At 64.6% G+C, this 17,437-nt stretch carries 14 protein-coding genes; 7 read left to right on the forward strand and 7 right to left on the reverse strand.

All coding sequences use genetic code 11. From position 1 onward, the window contains the following. Positions 1-350 precede the first annotated feature (350 nt). The 3 genes from FFS60_RS00630 (at position 351) to FFS60_RS00640 (ending at position 4,089) form a co-directional block, all read left to right on the forward strand. Entirely contained in the window at positions 351-1,631 is a 1,281-nt protein-coding gene (locus tag FFS60_RS00630; RefSeq protein WP_028629733.1) for a glycerate kinase, read from the forward strand. Next, positions 1,621-3,036: a pyruvate kinase gene (pyk, locus tag FFS60_RS00635; protein ID WP_028629732.1), complete on the forward strand. Its 1,416-nt coding sequence runs from the start codon at positions 1,621-1,623 to the stop codon at positions 3,034-3,036. The genes FFS60_RS00630 and pyk overlap by 11 nt, the downstream gene beginning before the upstream one ends. 144 nt (positions 3,037-3,180) lie before the next feature. Beyond that, positions 3,181-4,089, forward strand: coding sequence for an urea transporter (locus tag FFS60_RS00640; protein ID WP_051246770.1), 909 nt, complete (start codon positions 3,181-3,183; stop codon positions 4,087-4,089). A 134-nt stretch (positions 4,090-4,223) separates the two neighbouring features. Here FFS60_RS00640 and FFS60_RS00645 read toward each other — a convergent pair whose 3' ends face one another. The 6 genes from FFS60_RS00645 to recQ form a co-directional block, all read right to left on the reverse strand. Then, positions 4,224-6,254 (reverse strand): FimV/HubP family polar landmark protein, encoded by a 2,031-nt coding sequence (locus FFS60_RS00645; RefSeq protein ID WP_305955941.1) that lies wholly within the window; start codon positions 6,252-6,254, stop codon positions 4,224-4,226. 364 nt (positions 6,255-6,618) lie between these two features. Further along, entirely contained in the window at positions 6,619-8,022 is a 1,404-nt protein-coding gene (locus FFS60_RS00650; protein ID WP_028629729.1) for a DHA2 family efflux MFS transporter permease subunit, read from the reverse strand. After that, the gene (locus FFS60_RS00655; protein WP_028629728.1) at positions 8,022-8,456 is read right to left on the reverse strand and encodes a MarR family transcriptional regulator; all 435 of its coding nucleotides are present in this window, start codon (positions 8,454-8,456) and stop codon (positions 8,022-8,024) included. The genes FFS60_RS00650 and FFS60_RS00655 overlap by 1 nt, the downstream gene beginning before the upstream one ends. Positions 8,457-8,533: 77 nt before the next feature. Further along, entirely contained in the window at positions 8,534-9,550 is a 1,017-nt protein-coding gene (locus tag FFS60_RS00660; protein WP_137820807.1) for a DUF2804 domain-containing protein, read from the reverse strand. Between the two features lie 87 nt (positions 9,551-9,637). Further along, a complete protein-coding gene (locus tag FFS60_RS00665) occupies positions 9,638-10,750 on the reverse strand; it encodes a diguanylate cyclase (protein ID WP_051246779.1) in 1,113 nt (370 codons plus the stop codon). Positions 10,751-10,914: 164 nt separating this feature from the next. After that, positions 10,915-13,038: a DNA helicase RecQ gene (gene recQ, locus FFS60_RS00670; RefSeq protein WP_137820808.1), complete on the reverse strand. Its 2,124-nt coding sequence runs from the start codon at positions 13,036-13,038 to the stop codon at positions 10,915-10,917. 144 nt (positions 13,039-13,182) lie between these two features. On the opposite strand from recQ, the gene FFS60_RS00675 reads away from it, so the two are divergent. The 4 genes from FFS60_RS00675 (at position 13,183) to lapD (ending at position 16,891) form a co-directional block, all read left to right on the forward strand. Beyond that, on the forward strand, positions 13,183-13,770 hold the full coding sequence (locus tag FFS60_RS00675; RefSeq protein WP_028629724.1) for a YecA family protein: 588 nt from the start codon (positions 13,183-13,185) through the stop codon (positions 13,768-13,770). Between the two features lie 12 nt (positions 13,771-13,782). After that, positions 13,783-14,184 carry a YbaN family protein gene (locus FFS60_RS00680; RefSeq protein ID WP_036997579.1) on the forward strand — a complete coding sequence of 134 codons (402 nt, stop codon included), beginning with the start codon at positions 13,783-13,785 and terminating at the stop codon, positions 14,182-14,184. Positions 14,185-14,245: 61 nt separating this feature from the next. Next, complete coding sequence (gene lapG, locus FFS60_RS00685; protein ID WP_051246764.1) at positions 14,246-14,941, forward strand: cysteine protease LapG; 696 nt, start codon at positions 14,246-14,248, stop codon at positions 14,939-14,941. A 3-nt stretch (positions 14,942-14,944) separates the two neighbouring features. After that, positions 14,945-16,891: a cyclic di-GMP receptor LapD gene (gene lapD, locus FFS60_RS00690; RefSeq protein ID WP_137820809.1), complete on the forward strand. Its 1,947-nt coding sequence runs from the start codon at positions 14,945-14,947 to the stop codon at positions 16,889-16,891. Between the two features lie 188 nt (positions 16,892-17,079). On the opposite strand, the gene FFS60_RS00695 is transcribed toward lapD, so the two are convergent. Beyond that, entirely contained in the window at positions 17,080-17,418 is a 339-nt protein-coding gene (locus FFS60_RS00695) for a hypothetical protein (protein ID WP_028629720.1), read from the reverse strand. Positions 17,419-17,437 lie beyond the last annotated feature (19 nt).

The following is a 17,437-nucleotide window of genomic DNA, read 5'->3' on the forward strand; positions in this document are numbered from 1 at the left end:
CGATGGCCAGCGCCCGCCCTCCCCGTCCTACGACCCCTTTCGACCCTCCTGATCCGCGGTGACACGGCGCCAAGGATCAGGAAGGTCGATTCCAGTCCCGAGCCGCTGTACGCGGCGGCTCGGGACTGAAATCGGCCTGAAGGCCAGGCATTGCCGATGCCTGGCACGCAGCACACAAAGGACCCGTTCAAGAGCGAGCGAGCTAGAGAAGAACAAGGCGAGAATGGCTGAAGACGCGGAGTTTACGAGCGGTAAATGAGCAGTCCGAAGCCATTTCTCAACGCAGTTATTCCGACGCGCAGCCGATCTTGAGCGGGTTCCAACAAGAATCCAGCGCCCCGGAGCCTGCCATGCCCCTCGATCCCAAAGCCTTCCTGCGCGACCTGTTCGCCACCGCCATCGCCGCCGCCCACCCCCGCCAGGTGCTGGCTGATCACTTACCCGCCGATCGCTCCGGCCGCGTCATCGTCATAGGCGCCGGCAAGGCCGCTGCCGCCATGGCCGAAGTGATCGAACGTGAATGGCAAGGCGAAATCTCCGGCCTGGTAGTGACCCGCTACGGCCATGGCGCCAACTGCAAGAAGATCGAAGTGGTCGAGGCCGCCCACCCAGTGCCCGACGCCGCCGGCCTGGAAACCGCCCAGCGCGTACTTGAGCTGGTGAGCAATCTCAGTGAGTCCGACCGGGTGATCTTCCTGCTCTCGGGCGGTGGTTCTTCCCTGCTCGCCCTGCCCGCCGAAGGCCTGACCCTGAAAGACAAGCAGGCCATCAACAAGGCCTTGCTGAAATCCGGCGCCGCGATCTCCGAGATGAACTGCGTGCGCAAGCACCTCTCGGCAATCAAGGGCGGCCGCCTGGCCAAGGCCTGCTGGCCGGCCACCGTCTACACCTACGCGATCTCCGACGTACCGGGTGACGAGGCTACGGTGATCGCCTCTGGCCCGACCGTGGCTGACCCGACCACGTCAGCCGAAGCCCTGGCAATCCTCGCCCGCTACGAGATCGACGTACCGGCCCACGTGCGCGCCTGGCTGCAGGACCCGCGCTCGGAAACCGTCAAGCCGGGCGACCCTTGCCTTTCCCGCAGCCACTTCCAGTTGATCGCCACCCCCCAGCAGTCCCTGGATGCCGCCGCCGAGAAAGTCCGCGCCGCCGGCCTCACCCCGCTCATCCTCGGCGATCTGGAAGGCGAATCCCGCGAGGTGGCCAAGGTTCATGCTGGCATCGCCCGCCAAGTGGTGCTTCACGGCCAGCCGATCACGCCGCCGTGCGTGATCCTCTCTGGCGGTGAGACCACCGTGACCGTACGCGGCAACGGCCGTGGCGGGCGCAACGCCGAGTTTCTGCTCAGCCTGACCAACACCCTGAAGGGCCTGCCCGGCGTCTACGCACTGGCCGGCGACACCGACGGCATCGACGGTTCAGAAGACAACGCCGGCGCCATCATGACCCCGTGCAGCTTCGGCCGCGCGGCCAAGCAAGGCCTTTCCGCCAGCGACGAACTGGACAACAACAACGGTTACGGGTATTTCGCCGCCCTCGGCGACCTGATCGTCACTGACCCGACCCGCACCAACGTCAACGACTTCCGCGCCATCCTGATTCTCGAGAGCCCTGAAAATGACGCCTGACAAGAAAGTAAAAATCCTCGCCACCCTCGGTCCGGCTATCAAAGGAATCGACGACATCCGCCAACTGGTGGAAGCCGGCGTCAACCTGTTTCGCCTGAACTTCAGCCACGGCGAGCACGCCGACCATGCCCAGCGCTATCAGTGGGTGCGTGAGGTAGAGCGTCAGCTCAACTACCCCATCGGCATCCTGATGGACCTGCAAGGTCCGAAGCTGCGCGTGGGCCGCTTCGCCGACGGCAAGGTCAACCTCGAGCGTGGCCAGGCCTTCCGCCTGGACCTGGATAACACCCCGGGTGACGCACGCCGGGTCAACCTGCCGCATCCGGAAATTATTGAAGCCCTGGAACCCGGCATGAACCTGCTGCTGGACGACGGCCGCCTGCGCCTGCAGGTGACCGCCAAGCACGCCGATGCAGTGGAAACCGCCGTGATCGCCGGTGGCGAACTGTCCGACCGCAAAGGCGTCAACGTGCCGGAGGCCGTACTGCAACTCTCGCCGCTGACCGCCAAGGACCGTCGTGATCTGGACTTCGGCCTGGAGCTGGGCGTGGATTGGGTGGCCCTGTCCTTCGTGCAGCGCCCCGAAGACATCATCGAAGCCCGCGAGCTGATCCAGGGGCGCGCCTTCCTCATGGCCAAGATCGAGAAGCCATCTGCCGTGGTGCACCTGGAAGAGATCGCCCGCCTCTGCGACGCCATCATGGTTGCCCGCGGCGACCTGGGCGTTGAAGTGCCGGCCGAGAATGTGCCGCGCATCCAGAAAGACATCATCCGCACCTGCCGCCAGCTCGGCCGGCCGGTGGTGGTGGCCACCCAGATGCTGGAATCCATGCGTTTCTCCCCGGCACCGACCCGTGCCGAAGTGACCGACGTGGCCAACGCCGTGGCTGAAGGCACCGACGCAGTGATGCTCTCCGCCGAGACCGCTTCTGGCGACTACCCGCTGGAAACCGTGCAGATGATGAGCAAGATCATCCGCCAGGTGGAGAACGGTCCGGACTTCCAGAGCCAGCTCGACGTCAGCCGCCCGCAGGCCGAAGCCACCTCCTCGGACGCCATCAGCTGCGCCATCCGCCGCATCAGCAGCATCCTGCCGGTGGTTGCCCTGGTGAACTACACCGAGTCCGGCAGCTCCAGCCTGCGCGCTTCCCGCGAGCGGCCCAAGGCGCCGATCCTCAGCCTGACGCCGAATCTCCACACCGCGCGTCGCCTGACCGTGGCCTGGGGTATCTATTCGGTCGTCAACGAACGCCTGCACAAGGTCGAGGAAGTCACCAGCACCGCGCTGGAGATCGCCCAGGCCCAGGGCATGGCCAAGCGTGGCGACACCGTGGTGATCACCGCTGGCGTGCCGTTCGGTCAGCCGGGCAGCACCAACAGCCTGCGGATCGAAACCCTGAACTGATGTAAAGCACCCCGAGCGACGGGGTCCAAAGAGAACCCGCGCTCCCCGCACCGGCCCCGATGCCGGGCGTTAACAGAAATCCCATCTGGCCACGGCCAGTTAGTCGGCGCCCTTTCACCGGGGCGCCTCTTTTTTCAAGCTGCCATGTATCGACTGCCTCTACGACCCGAAGTCCGTAGCTGGGCGACTGCCCAGTTGAACGGTTTCAGCCAGATTTTCCTCCAGCGCCACCCTGCTTGCGGCGCGCTGATCCTGCTCGCCATCGCCGTCGGCGCCCCCAACCTGCTGGGCGGTGCCTTGCTCGGAGGTGCCGCTTCCTGGCTTACGGCCGTGCGCCGTCGCTTTGCCCCTGAAGACATCGAGGCCGGACTCTACGGCTACAACGGTGTCCTGCTCGGCCTACTGCTCAGCGCCCGCTTCGAGCCTTCGCTCTACCTCGCGCTGCTGATCCTCTGCGCCAGCGGCCTGTCCAGCCTGCTGCTCAACCCCCTGCTCAAGGCGACGCGCCAACATAATTGGCTGCCGGCCTACACCTCGCCTTTCGTCGGCCTCGGCTGGCTGTTGCTGACCCTGAGTGGCCCGCTGGAGCTGACGCCAGCCCTTGAAGCCGCCGCAACGCTGCAACCCGGCTGGATCAACACGGCGCTGGCGTTCGTGCGGGGCATCGGCCAGGTAATGTTCCTCGACCAACCCCTCGCCGGAGCCCTGGTGCTGGGCGCGCTCTTCCTTGCCGGTTGGCGGGTAGCGCTCTGGGCGCTGCTGGGCTCGATTACCGCGCTGGTTCTCGCCTTGCTCCAGGGCATGCCAATGCAGGCGGTACTGGGTGGCCTGTTCAGCCTGAATGGCGCGCTGATCGCTTTGGCCCTGGGCAAGGATTTGCGCCGTCCCTGGTGCGCCCTCGCCGGCATCCTGCTGGGCGTCACGCTGCAACCCGGTTTCGAGGCCATCGGCCTGCCAGCCATGACCGCCCCTTTCATCCTTGCCTGCTGGCTGGTATTGGCCACCAAGCGGGTGATCGGGCTGGCACAGCCTGCACCGTCGCGGACGTCGTAGGGCGGGTTCATTCGCCAAGCAGGCCGGAGGGCTACCCATCGAGAGCCGGGCATGGACTGCATCCGATCTATGGAATCTCCCCGAATGAAGAAGCCCGGATCAAGTCCGGGCTTCTTCATTCAGGCTGAGGCGTTTCAGGCAATCTTCGCGAGTAGGTCGCGCGCTTCCTGTTTCTGCTGATCGTCACCTTCGCTGATGACCTCGTTGAGGATGCTGCAGGCCGCTTCGATATTGCCTTGCTCGATATAAGCCAGCGCCAGATTGAGCTTGATGAGGTTCTCCTGGCGAGCATCCAGCTTGTCCAAATCGTCCAGGCTGGCGATAGGGTCGACGAACTCGGCGGTGAGTTCGTCCAGGCTCTCCGCCTGGGCGAGCTCCGGCAGCTCACCGAACGGGCTGAGCGTGTCGGCATCCAGGGTCAGCTCGTAGACTTCCGGCAGCTCCTGGAGATTGGTGGGGAAGCCCACGTCGTCGTCCACCGTCGGGAAGGCCTGGACCACAGACGCCTTGCGCTTGGGTTCTGCGGTCTTGAAGGGGCTGACCTCTTCCCAGTCGGCATCCAGCGGATAGCCGTCGAAGTCGGCTTGCAGGCCATCGATTGGCTCGTTGCTCGCTGCTGCCAGTGTCGGTGTGGCTTCTTCCAGCACGAATACGGGATCTGTCGAAGCAGTCGCCGACGCCACGCCGGCGTAGCGGGCACGAATGGTGGCCAGTCGATCTTCATCCGCGTGCAGCTCGCGCAGGGCCGCCTCTTCAAGGGTGAAGGCCACCGGCTCACGCAGTTCGCCAAGCACTTCCAGCAGGCGATAACGCAGCTCCAGGCGTTGAGGCTCCTGGGCGACAGCCGGGCGCAGTACGGCCAGGGCTTCCCGCCAGCGGCCATAGGCGATGTAGATGTTGGCGCCCTCCAGGGCATCGGAGTGGGCCTTGGCACTGGGCACCGAGACGACCTGCAACGGCGCAACGGCAGCCTGGGCGAATACCGGAGCAGGGGCGGCCGGTTGCACGTCCTGATGACGATGCTGGAAGGCCACCTTGGCCTTGCCTGTGGTCTGGGCTTCTTCCAGCTCCTGCTCCTGGGCTTCGCGACGGGAGCGACGCAGCAGCACCCAATCCAGCAGGAACAACAGAACCAGGCCGGACACCATGATCGCCCACCAGAAGGGGCTGATGCCGGAGCTGTTTTCCTGCACCGGCATCGGCGCGGTTTGCTCGGCGGCCTGGGCGGAAGGGATCATTGCGGGAGCCGGGGACGGCTGGACTTGCGGTGCCTCGACAGCTGGAGCGGTGGTGATTTGCTGGACCTGGGTCTGCAATGCCGACATCTGCTGATCGCTGCCACTCAATTGCTGTTGCATGGCGTCAAGCTTGGCCTGCAACTCAGCAATATGCTGGCGCAGTTCAGCGCGCTCGGCGTCACCCTCGGCAATGCTGGAATCTACCCGCTGTTGGGCCTGGGTCAACGCTTCCAGGGTCGGACCGGACGGTGCCACGACAGCAGGGGCTGGCGCCTCGATCGGTACGGCCGCCGGGATTGTGGCGACAGGTGCCGGGGCACTGGCCAGCACGGCACTATCCGGCAGCAGCAGCGACTGGCCGGCATGGAGCAGGTTGATATCACCACCGGGGAAAGCCTGGGGATTCAGGGCGTAAATGCCGTCCAGCATCTGCTGCTGGGTCACGCCACTGCCCGAACTGAGTCGCTTGGCGATCAACCAAAGGCTGTCACCCCGTGCAACCTGGTAGGACTTGCCCTGGGTGGCCGCAGGGGCCGGCTTGGGTTGTACCGGCGCCACGCTCGAGGTTGCGACAGGCACCGCGCGGGCTGGGTTGATCGGCGCCGCATTGGCGGTATAGGCGGAACCGGGCGGGTCCAGCAGCAAGGTGTATTCGCGCAGCAGCTTGCCATTGGGGCGGGCCACTTCGACGATGAAATTCAGGTAGGGCTCTCGGACCGGCTTGTTCGACACCACACGGATGCGACTTCCCGAGCCACGGATCACCGGGCTGAAGCGCAGGTCGTTGAGGAAGATGAAACGGTCGACACCGGCACGCTCGAAATCGTCGGCGGACGCCAGCCTGACCTTGATCTCGCTGTCATTGAGGTCGCCGACCTCTAGCAACTCGATTTCGGCATCCAGCGGTTGGTTGAGGGCGGAGTGCAAGGTGATTTCGCCTAGCCCCAGCGCGGGCACCAGGCCTGAATAAAGTGCAGAGCCAGATGCAAGCGTCAGAAGGAGCTTGTGAACCCTTGCCATACGTCCTCCCCGGTCATTCGCACTCACGAATCACGCCTCTGATGTCCCGCCCGGGCATCCTCGAAACGTCGTGAAAACCTTGACCTCAAAACAACAATGATAGCGGGATGCCGCTCCCTATCCATCCCACTCAAGACCCATGGCACCGGGCTTCTCGCTCCCTTGCCCGTCGTAATGGCAGCTGGCCACAGACCTGCGTTGTAGCTTACTCCACAATCCACAGAATTTCGCTATTGGGCTTGACAAATTTTTCGTCGTGCGATTTGCAACCTCACTTCCTTGCAGGACGCACGCCTCGCGCCGGCACTACCGCCAGGAGGAAAAGCAGCGCAACCAGCCAGAAACTCTGCTCGAACGCCAGCGCTTCGGCCACGGCATCGCCGCCTCCGGCGGTGTGGCGCCACTCCAGGAAGAAGGTAAGCAGGTTGACCCCGAATGCGCCTCCCAGCTGACGAACGAACGTGATGGCGCCGGCGCCCAGGGCCAGTTCTTCCGGACTGAGGACATCCAGCGCCCCTGTGCTCATGGCCGGCAGCAGCAACCCGAGCCCAAGCCGGCCGACACAGGCCCAGCCACAGAGCGCCAGGAAGGATGTCCCCTCCCCCATCAGACCCAGTGCGGCCGAAGAGAGCGCGAACACCAGCAGGCCCACGACCAGCATGAAAGCAGCCGACAGACGGTCGCTGGCCCATCCACCGAGAAAGGATGCCAGCCCCAGCACAACGCCGGTCGGCAACAGCAGCAGACCGGCCTGACCCGCGCTGTAACCCTCCACGGTTTGCAGGAAGAGCGGGATCAGGTAGGTAGACCCGTACAACCCCAGACCGAGCACCAGGGCGACCCAGCTGGCGTTGCGGAACGCAGCATGGCGCCAGAGCTGCAGCGGCAGCAAAGGCTTCTCGCAGGCACGGCTGCGGTGCAGGAAAGCCGCGGCACATACCAGGCCGAGCGTCCCCGTCAACCAGGTGCTCGGCGCCAGCCAGCCGAAGCGCTGGGCCTCGGCCAGAGCGCCGAGCAGGGCGAACAGTGCGATGCAAAGGAGGGCGAATGCCCGCAGGTCCACGCCGGGTGTATTGCGGTCGCGAACACTGGGCATCAACCATTGCGCGCCTATTAGCGCCAACAAACACAGCGGCAGCGGCAGCCAGAACACCGCGCCCCAACCGAACTGGTCGATCAGATAACCGCCAATGGTCGGCCCCAGCGTCGGCGCCACCATGATGCCCAGCCCATAGATCCCCAGGGCCAGGCCACGGCCACCCTCGGAATAGACGCGGAAGATCAGCACCATCGCCAGTGGCTGGATGATGCCGGCACAGGCCCCCATGACAATGCGCAGCGCAATCAGCTGCCAGGCGGACGTCGCCACCAGCGCAAGGAGCGACGCCAGGCCGAACAAGCCGAGTCCGAGCTGCACCGTACGCCGTGCCCCCAGCCGCGCTTGAAACCAGGCCGCCAGCAGCAGGCCAGCCGTCATGGCGGCGAGGAATCCGGTGGCAAGCCATTGCGCCAGCGGCCGGCCGATGTCGAAGTCGTCCATGATCGCCGGCAGTGCGACGTTGATACTGGTGGAAGCAAGGATCATCGCCATGCTGCCGAGCATCAACAAAGCCAGTAGCCATTGCGGATAGCGGGCACCGAAGCGCCCGTGCAGCGCCTCAAGGTCCTGCCCCATCAGAAGTTGTCCAGGTTCGCCAGTATCCGCGCGTGAACCTGCTGGCAATGGCGCAATTCTTCTTCGTCGATACCGGCGAAGAGCTCCTGGCGCAATTGGCTGGAGATGGCTTCGATCTTCTCGATCAACGGGCGAGCCGGCGGGCACAGGGCAATCTTCTTCGCCCGGCGGTCCTCGATGACGGCCATGCGCTGAATCAGGCCCTGAGCTTCGAGGCTGTCCAGCAGGCGAGCCAGGGTCGGGCCTTCGACGCCGACGCTCTTGGCCAGCTCGCGCTGGGTGGGCAACTCTTCAAAACGGGATAGGTGCAGCAGCACCAGCCAACGAGCCTGGGACAGCCCGAGGCCGGCGAGACGACGGTCGAGCTCGGCGCGCCAAGCGCGAGACATCTGCGCAAGCTGCATAGCGAAACGGTGTTGATCGGGATAGGACATCGAAATTGACTCGGACTTCTTATACTAATAATTAGCCAGCTAATCATAGCCGAATGCCGCGAGCAAGCCCCCCTGCCCTACCACTTCACATACTGGTCCTCGACGAAACCCCACATACGCTCGATTCGCACCGGCGGACGCCCGATCGGCCGCAGGGTGCCGCTGAAGCAGCCGAACACCTGCTTGAAATTACTTGCAATGAAACCGAGGTTCAGCCGCTCCTGATGCAACCCTGCCCCCTCGAAAGTCAACGCCACCTGGCCGTCATGCGAGGCGATGGTCCAGGCCTTGAGGGGCTGGTCACGATCGAAGGCGAAACGCACGGAATCGACTTTGAGCAGCTCCCCATCCAGCCAGAAACAGTTCTCGGTAAAACTGGTCTCGTTCACCCCGCACGACAGGTTCAGTCCAACCCGTAGCCCATCGGCCAGGCCGGACAGGCAGGCCCAGTTCCAGTGGGTTTCCGGGCGCATATAGCCGGCCGACCAATCGTGGTGGGCGTAGGCGCCGATCTGCCCGAGATCGAAGTTGCCCAGGACACTGCTCACCTGCCCCCGGCAGGTGACGCCCGCCACCTTCTGCGCATATACCCAACCGTTCACCGCCGTCGGCGTGCAGATGCACATGGGCTGGAAGGCAGGCTCCCGCTCGCTGAATCGCGCGTCGATGCGAGTGCCGTCATCCAGCTCCACCAGAAGCCGCTTCTCCCCCGTATCGCCACGATTCTCCAGGCGCAGCAGGTTGCGGCCCTGGCGTAGCTCGCAGACACCCTCGTCCGGCGTCTGGGAAAACGAGGTGCCCATCCCCAGCGGCAGCTTGAACTGGCGCTCGATCATGCGCCCACTGGCTGGGTGGAAGAGATAGACGAAGCCGACGCCCGCCAGGCTCAGGTCGGCCAGGGCGCAGCCGCCGATCAATTCGTTGCTGAGCAGGCCGAAGTACTGGAATTGGTGGAAGCGACGCCACTTGGCCAGCGCACCGCGGCGGCGCCCCATGGGCGAGCGAAAGTCGAAGTCGCGGTAGTTGATGACGCCCGGTGCGGCGGGAAAGATGCCGTAATGCGGTCGGCCATCGGCCTGGATCAGCTTGTCCATGCAGGTCGCTCAAGGCGGGAGGAGCGGCGATGCTAGCACCGGCCGCGGCCTTGGGCAGTCACGGCGCGCGCCATCCGGAGCGACTATCTATGCCACGACCCGGTTACGGCCGAAAGCCTTGCCTTCATAGAGCGCACGATCCGCGTGTTCATACAGCTCGTAGAGCTTGCCCAGGGGCATGCCTGGAATCGGATGAATGCAGGCAACGCCGATGGACATGGTCAACACCGGCGCGGTGGGTGACGCCTCGTGGCGAATGGACTGGCCCTCCAGCGCCGCGCGCAGTGTCTCGGCGCAGCGACGCGCCTCCTGTTCGCCGATGTCATAGAGCAGCACGGCAAACTCCTCGCCTCCCAGACGCACAGCCATGTCCAGGGGCCGGCGCGCGGTTCCTTCCAGCACCCGGGCCACTTGCTGCAGTACCTGGTCGCCGGCCTGGTGACCGTAGCGGTCGTTGTACGCCTTGAAGTGGTCAACGTCGCAGAGCAACAGCGCCAGCCCGTGCTTTTCGCGCTGGGCCTGGCGCCACAGGCGCTCCAGCTGACGATTGAAGCTGCGGCGGTTATGGAGACCGGTCAGGCTGTCATGATCCGCCAGGACCCGCATCAGGCGGCTGATAAGGAAGTGCTCGCGAGACTTGAATTCCAGCAGGTAGCAACCGACGGCGCCCGCCACATTGCCGAACAACAGGAACAACAGGTTGTTGATCAATCGCGGCCAGGGCAGCCCGGCCCAGAGCTCCAGGCCCACATAGGCCAGCAGGATCACCAGCGAAACGCCCAAGGCCTCCACCAGCCGCAGCCCCACCAGGAAATAGGCAGCCATGCACACCAGCACCAGCCCTTCATAGGGGAATGACGGATCGCTGCGATGGGCGATGGCTACCACCGCACCGGCGCCTATTCCCAGAGCACCGATACAAACCAGGCTCAGCGGCGCCAGCAAGTTGCGGTGGCGCCGCTGGAGCATCAGCACGCCGCACACCAGCAACAAGCCCAGCACGCCCAGTCGCACGGCCAGCATCCACCAGCGCTCCTCGCTGCTGATCAGATAGAAATCGAGCACGGCGAACGCCAGCCAGATCAGCAGGCCGACGCCAAGGGCAATGCGCTTGAGATCGAAATTCTCTTCAAGGAAATAGTCGCGGTACTCACGCTCCAGGGAGGGCGAGAAACGCAGATGCCGAAACCCCAGGGCCATTTGATCGGCATAGGGATTGGGGCGGACGTCATTGAGCCAGGCAGTATTGCTGTAGGACACGTCTACCTCTTCTGTCGGAGGCCTCTGACGCACATTAGCCGGTCGTGCGCGGCGTCACAAGTTTGTCGCTTTATCCCGCCATTTTTACGTCAAGTTCGAACCAATCAGGTCTCGAATTCCGCCTGCAGGGCCGCCCGCACGCAATGCAGCACGCCATCAGGCACCCGGCCTGCGAAAAGCTCGGCCACTTCTGCCACCGGCGGCAGCTCACCTTCGCCGTCCAGGAAGGCATCCTGGATCTCGCCCAGCAGTTCCTCCGGCAGGTCCAGCGCCTGCTCCAGACTCAGTTGCTGGTTGCCGATGGTCTCGGCCAGCAGGCTGTAGACATTCTTCTCGCTGCAATTGAGCCGACGGGCGATCTGCGCCGGGGTCATGCCCGCACGAGCCAGGCTCACCAACTCGTGGCGCAGGTCGGCAACGGCCGGCGGCGCTTCTCCGGTACCGCTCAGTACCTCGAGGAAGGCCTCTCCATAGCGTTCCAGCTTGCGCGCACCCACACCGCTGACCTGGGCCATTTCGGACAGGCTGCGCGGCTTGCTGCGTAGCATCTCCAGCAAGGTCGCATCGGGGAAGATGACGTAGGGCGGCACGCTGTGTTCTTCCGCCAGCTTGCGGCGCAGCGTACGCAGGGCTTCCCACTGCTCGCGCTCCTCGCCCCGCACCAGTTGGCTGGCAGCGCTGGCGGTTGGTTTGGGTGCCTTGGTCGACAGGTCGCGGCGCAACTCCAGTCGCACCTCGCCGCGCAGCAGCGGGCGACAAGCCTCGGTCAACCGCAGGCCGCCGAAGCCTTCCAGGTCCACATCGGCCAGGCCGCGGGCGACCAACTGCCGGTAAAGGGTTCGCCATTCATTCTCGGACAGACTCTTGCCCATGCCGAACACCGACAGGTGCTGGTGGCCAGAGGACCTCACCTTTTCGTTGTCACGCCCCAGCAACAGGTCGACCAGATGGCCGACGCCATAGCGCTGGCCGCTGCGGTAGATAGCCGAGAGCGCCTGGCGCGCCGGTTCGGTGGCATCCCAGGTCTGTACGCCGTCGGTGCAGATATCGCAGTGGCCGCAGGGTTGGGGCAACTCCTCGTCGAAGTAGGTCAGCAGTGCCTGGCGGCGGCAGCGGGTTTCCTCACAGAGCGACAGCATGGCGTCCAGCTTGTGCTGTTCGATGCGCTTGTGGCGTTCGTCACCCTCAGAGTTGCTCAACATCTGCTTGAGCAGCAGCACATCCTGCAGGCCATAGGCCATCCAGGCATCCGCCGGCAGGCCGTCGCGGCCGGCGCGACCGGTTTCCTGGTAATAGGCTTCGAGGGACTTGGGCAGGTCCAGGTGGGCAACGAAGCGCACGTTGGGTTTGTCGATGCCCATGCCGAAGGCGATGGTGGCGACCATGATCAGCCCTTCCTCATTGAGGAAGCGCTTCTGGTGAAACGCCCTCAGGTCGTTGGGCAGGCCCGCGTGATAGGGCAGCGCAGGGAATCCCTGCTCGGACAGGAAGGACGCCACCTCCTCCACTTTCTTGCGCGACATGCAGTAGACGATGCCGGCATCGCCCCGCCGCTCGGCCAGGAAGCCCAGTAGCTGCTTGCGCGGCTGATCCTTGGCGACGATGCGATAGAAGATGTTCGGCCGGTCGAAGCTGGACAGGAAACGCTCGGCGTTCTGCAGGTGCAGGCGCTGGACCATCTCCTCGCGAGTACGCATGTCGGCGGTGGCGGTCAGCGCCATGCGCGGGACATTGGGGAACAATTCGGCCAACTGGCCGAGTTGCAGGTATTCCGGACGGAAATCGTGCCCCCACTGGGATACGCAGTGGGCTTCGTCGATGGCGAACAGGCCGATCTGCAGCCGCTGCAGGAATGCCAGCATTCGCGGCTGCACGAGGCGCTCAGGCGCGAGGTAGAGCAGTTTGATCTCGCCCCGGCGAATGCGATCGGCGATCTCCCGCTGGGCTTCAGCGGTCAGCATGGAGTTCAGCGCCACGGCCGGCACACCCAGTTCATCCAGGGTGGCAACCTGGTCCTCCATCAGCGCGATCAGCGGCGAAACCACCACCGTCAGGCCCTCGCGCAGCAGCGCCGGCACCTGGTAGCAGAGCGACTTGCCGCCGCCGGTGGGCATCAGCACCAGGGCATCGCCACCCGACGCCACACGTTCGATGATCGCGGCCTGGTTGCCACGGAAAGCGTCGTAGCCGAATACGTCTTTGAGGATGCGCAGTGCCTGATCGAGCATGGGGGTCTCCGGAACAAGCCGCGCATTATACGTCAGCCGCACCGGCAAGATGGCCACGCCCATCGCCCATCGCGCGTGCCTTTTGCCGCGGACCTCGCACTCGACTAGAATTCAGCGTCGTTTATCCCTCAAGGTAGTCCCACGATGTCCTTCGCTGCGCAATTGTCCCGCCTGCAAGCCTTTCTCGACGCCGATGACCTGCACGAGGAGGCTCTGGACTATGTGGCCACCCACGGCTACCTGACCGCCCTGTCGATCTGCCCGGACCAGGTGCCCGAGCGTGAATGGATCGACGCCCTGTTCGCAGAGCCGCCGCACTACCGCAGCGACGCCGAGCGCGAAGAGATCGAAACCACCCTGCTGGCCCTCAAGGCCCACATCGCCCGCCAACTGGCCAGCGATGAAGACCCCGAACTGCCGTGCGACCTGGACCTGGGCAGTGACCCGGACGACTCCGACCTGCGCGGCTGGTGCATCGGCTTCATGGAAGGCGTGTTCCTGCGTGAAGAAGCCTGGTTCGAGAACGCCGAGGAAGAAGTCAGTGAACTGCTGCTGCCGATCATGGTGGGCTCCGGCCTGTTCGACGAGCAGCCCGAGTTCGCCGACATCGCCAAGGACCGCAACCTGGTGGACGAGATGATCGAGCAGATCCCCGAACTGCTGACCGCCCTCTTCCTGCTCTGCAACGCCCCGGAAGAAAAGCCCGCCCTGCTCAAGCCCCGCCACCACTAAGGCCAGGCGCGCATGGCGCACAGCGATATCCAGCAACAGCGCCACCCGGCGCTGCGCATGGTCCTCCTGATCATCGGCTGGCTCAGCGTTGTGCTGGGCGTGATCGGCATTTTCGTGCCGGTGCTGCCTACCACGCCCTTCCTGCTGCTCGCCGCGGCCTGCTTCGTACGCAGCTCGCGGCGTTTCTACCTCTGGCTGGTGGAACACCCGAAACTCGGGCCCTGGATTCGCGACTACCTGGAAGGCCAGGGCATCCCCCTCAAGGGCAAGGTCTACGCCCTGGGCCTGATGTGGACCAGCATCACCCTCTCCTGCTTCCTCGTGCCCCTGCCCTGGGCCCGTGGCTTCATGCTCACCAGCGCCGTGCTGGTCAGCGTCTACATCCTTCGCCAGAAAACCCTGCGCAGCCACTGAAGCCCCGGCAGATCGCCGATTTCCGCCTAGACTCTGAGCATCCTGGGCGGAGAGACGGCTGATGCGGCAACGGTGGGCAGCAAAGGAACTGCGGAACCCCTCGTGGCTGGCATGGCAAGGCGGCTGCCTGCTCGCCGGTTTGCTGCTCTGCCTGGCCAGCGTGCTGGCCAACTGGGACTTCGAGCTGATCCTGCAGAACGCCTCGAAACGCTACGGCGACCTCGGCCCGGCCAAGGCGCGCATCCTTGCCTGGAGCGAGCTGATCCAGGGCAGCGCCGACCTGCCCGAGGCCGACAAGCTCAGCGCGGTGAACCGTTTCTTCAACCGCCAGATCCGCTTCACCGACGATATCCGCACCTGGCGCGAGAACGACTACTGGGCCACCCCGGTCGAGGCCCTGGTGAAGGGGGCAGGCGACTGCGAGGACTACTCCATCGCCAAGTACTTCACCCTGCGCCGGCTCGGCATTCCCGCCGAGAAGCTGCGCATCACCTACGTCAAGGCCCTGCGCCAGAACCAGGCGCATATGGTGCTCACCTACTACAAGACCCCGACCGCCGATCCCCTGGTGCTGGACAACCTGATCGGCGAGATCCGTCCCGCCTCCCAGCGCACCGACCTGCTGCCGGTGTATGCCTTCAATGCCGAGGGCCTCTACACCGGCGCCAAGCGCGCCGGTGATACCAAGAAACTGTCGCGCTGGCAGGACCTGTTGAAAAAGATGCGAGCCGAGGGCTTCGCCATTGGAGAGGGTTAGTTCATGTCGTTACTCAAGCAACTGTTCCTGGCCATCTGCCTGCTGCTCGCACTGGCCTTCGCCGGCAGCTTCCTCGCCGGAGTCGAAAGCTCCCGCGAGCAGTTGCTCAGCCAGTTGCGCTCCCATGCCCAGGACGCGGCGACGGCGCTTGGCCTGTCGATGACGCCCCATGTCGACGACGCGGCAATGATCGAACTGATGGTCAGCTCCATCTTCGACAGCGGTTACTTCGCCAGCATCCGAGTGGTGCGCATCCCCGATGGCGGCGTCATTGCCGAGCGCCGCACCACCACGACCAGCGAACAGGTGCCCAGCTGGTTCGCCAACCTGGTCGATCTGCGGCCCCAGGGAGGCGATGCGCTGATCATGCGCGGCTGGCAACAGGCGGCGCGGGTGGAGGTGCTCAGCCATCCCCAGTTCGCCCTGGCCAAGCTTTGGGACAGCGCAGTCGGCAGTCTCGCCTGGCTGCTGCTCTGTGGCCTGCTCAGCGCGCTGGTCGGCGCGTGGTTGCTGCGTACCCAACTGCGGCCGCTGGACAACATGGTCCAGCAAGCCGAAGCCATCAGCCGCCGAGAATTTCTAGCCCTGCCGAAAGTGCCGCGCACGCCGGAGCTGCGTCGCGTGGTACTGGCCATGAACCAGATGGTGGACAAGCTGCGCAACCTCTTCGCCGAAGAAGCCGCACGCAGCGAACGCCTACGCGAAGAAGCCTATCAAGACAGCCTCACGGGCCTGGCCAACCGTCGTCAGTTCGACATTCGCCTGGCCAACCAGTTGGTGCCCAACGACCAGAACGCCGCCGGCTACCTGCTGCTGCTGCGGGTCAACGACCTGGCTGGGCTCAACCAGCGCCTCGGCGGTCAGCGCACCGACGCCTTGATTCGGGATATCGGCGAGCTCCTCCAGGACCTTGAACAGAAGCGCGGCACCCCGGACTGGCTCGCCTCACGCAGCCGCGGCGGTGAATTCTCGCTGCTCGCCCCCGGTCTCAACAGCGAAGACATCGAGCACCTGACCGCAGAGCTCGCTGATCGCCTGGAGAACCTGCATGCCACTGGCGCCAGTGACCGCAGCCCGGTAGCCCTGCTGGGTATCGCCGCCTACCGACCGGGGGAAGACATCCATAAGGTCATGGGCCGTGCCGATCAGGCGCTGGCCCAGGCGGCCCAAAGCACGGACCGACCCTGGGTCCGCCTGGACGACTACGACGCCGCACCCGGCCAGAGCCTGCACGACTGGCGGGTCTGGATCGACGACGCCCTCAACAAGGGCAAGCTGCGCCTCTACTTCCAGCCAGTGGGCCTCTGCACAAATACCGCGCAAATCCTGCACCACAAAGTGCTGGCGCGCTTGCTCGACCCTCAGGGCGAAGCCGTCCCCGCCGGACGCTTCCTGCCCTGGATCGAACGCCTGGGCTGGGCCGCGCGCTTCGACCTGGCGATGCTGGAGCACTGCCTGGCGCATCTGCAGCAGACGCCTTCTCCTATCGCCCTCAGTCTGTCAGCCGCCAGCCTGCGGCAGGGCGACAACCGCGAACGCCTGCTCGCGTTGCTGAAGAGCCATCCACAGCAAGCGGCGCTGCTCACGCTGGAACTGGATGAGCGCCATCTACCGCCCGCGAACGAGCTCGGGCAGATCTGCCAGGCAATTCGCGAAACCGGCTACAGCGTGGGCCTGCAGCACTTCGGCGGACGCTTCAGCCTGATCGGCAACCTGGCCCACCTGGGGCTGGCCTACCTGAAGATCGACGGCACCTACATCCGCACCATCGACCAGGAAAGCGACAAACGCCTGTTCATCGAAGCGCTGTACCGTGCGACCAACAGCATCGACCTGCCACTGATCGCGGAGATGGTGGAAACCGAGGGCGAGCTGGAGGTGCTCAAGGAACTGGGAATCCAGGGGGCCATGGGCCGACTGATCGGCGCACCGGCGCCCTGGCATGAGTAACCGGCCCTGCCTGTGATGATTGAAAGACTCTGACTAGCCGGGTGAAGTCGGCGTTTCGGTAGGTGGTGAGCTGCTTGCGAACGATCGCGCTCGGACTGTTCGCGAGCAAGCTCGCTCCTACAAGTTCGGAGGTGAACCCGGCGTAGACGCGCGAGCGTTGGCTTTGCACGCGTCCAGGTGCAACCCGTTCACTGCGGCAAGCGCGTCTCGTCGGGCACCAATCCGCCCAGATCCTCCACCTGCGCACGGGCGTAGGCACGGTGCTGGAGCTTGTGACGAGCAGGTTCCGGCAGGTCGGTGTAGTTCATCAAGCCCCGACTCACCAGTACCTGCACCAGGTCCTCGATCACCCGCACCAATTCCAGGTCGGAATGCTGCAAGGACATCAGGTGGTCATGCAGGCTGCGGCTGGCGAACCAGCTCTGCACCTCCGGGTCGTTGGCCGGCATGCTCTGGGTCATGCTCTCGAAGGGCTCGTGTTCCACCCGCAGCACTCTTCCTTTTTCGTCGCGTTGCACGAAAACCATGGTTCCCTCCCTTTGCCAT

This window comes from Pseudomonas sp. D(2018) (genome assembly GCF_005502555.1).
GTDB classification, from domain to species: domain Bacteria; phylum Pseudomonadota; class Gammaproteobacteria; order Pseudomonadales; family Pseudomonadaceae; genus Metapseudomonas; species Metapseudomonas resinovorans.

Coding starts and splice junctions, on each gene's coding strand:
- FFS60_RS00630 (WP_028629733.1), top strand. CDS start 351: ATGCCCCTCGATCCCAAAGCCTTCCTGCGCGACCTGTTCGCCACCGCC.
- pyk (WP_028629732.1), top strand. CDS start 1,621: ATGACGCCTGACAAGAAAGTAAAAATCCTCGCCACCCTCGGTCCGGCT.
- FFS60_RS00640 (WP_051246770.1), top strand. CDS start 3,181: ATGTATCGACTGCCTCTACGACCCGAAGTCCGTAGCTGGGCGACTGCC.
- FFS60_RS00650 (WP_028629729.1), bottom strand. CDS start 8,022: ATGGGGCAGGACCTTGAGGCGCTGCACGGGCGCTTCGGTGCCCGCTAT.
- FFS60_RS00655 (WP_028629728.1), bottom strand. CDS start 8,456: ATGTCCTATCCCGATCAACACCGTTTCGCTATGCAGCTTGCGCAGATG.
- FFS60_RS00660 (WP_137820807.1), bottom strand. CDS start 9,550: ATGGACAAGCTGATCCAGGCCGATGGCCGACCGCATTACGGCATCTTT.
- FFS60_RS00665 (WP_051246779.1), bottom strand. CDS start 10,750: ATGGCCCTGGGGTTTCGGCATCTGCGTTTCTCGCCCTCCCTGGAGCGT.
- recQ (WP_137820808.1), bottom strand. CDS start 13,038: ATGCTCGATCAGGCACTGCGCATCCTCAAAGACGTATTCGGCTACGAC.
- FFS60_RS00675 (WP_028629724.1), top strand. CDS start 13,183: ATGTCCTTCGCTGCGCAATTGTCCCGCCTGCAAGCCTTTCTCGACGCC.
- FFS60_RS00680 (WP_036997579.1), top strand. CDS start 13,783: ATGGCGCACAGCGATATCCAGCAACAGCGCCACCCGGCGCTGCGCATG.
- lapG (WP_051246764.1), top strand. CDS start 14,246: ATGCGGCAACGGTGGGCAGCAAAGGAACTGCGGAACCCCTCGTGGCTG.
- lapD (WP_137820809.1), top strand. CDS start 14,945: ATGTCGTTACTCAAGCAACTGTTCCTGGCCATCTGCCTGCTGCTCGCA.
- FFS60_RS00695 (WP_028629720.1), bottom strand. CDS start 17,418: ATGGTTTTCGTGCAACGCGACGAAAAAGGAAGAGTGCTGCGGGTGGAA.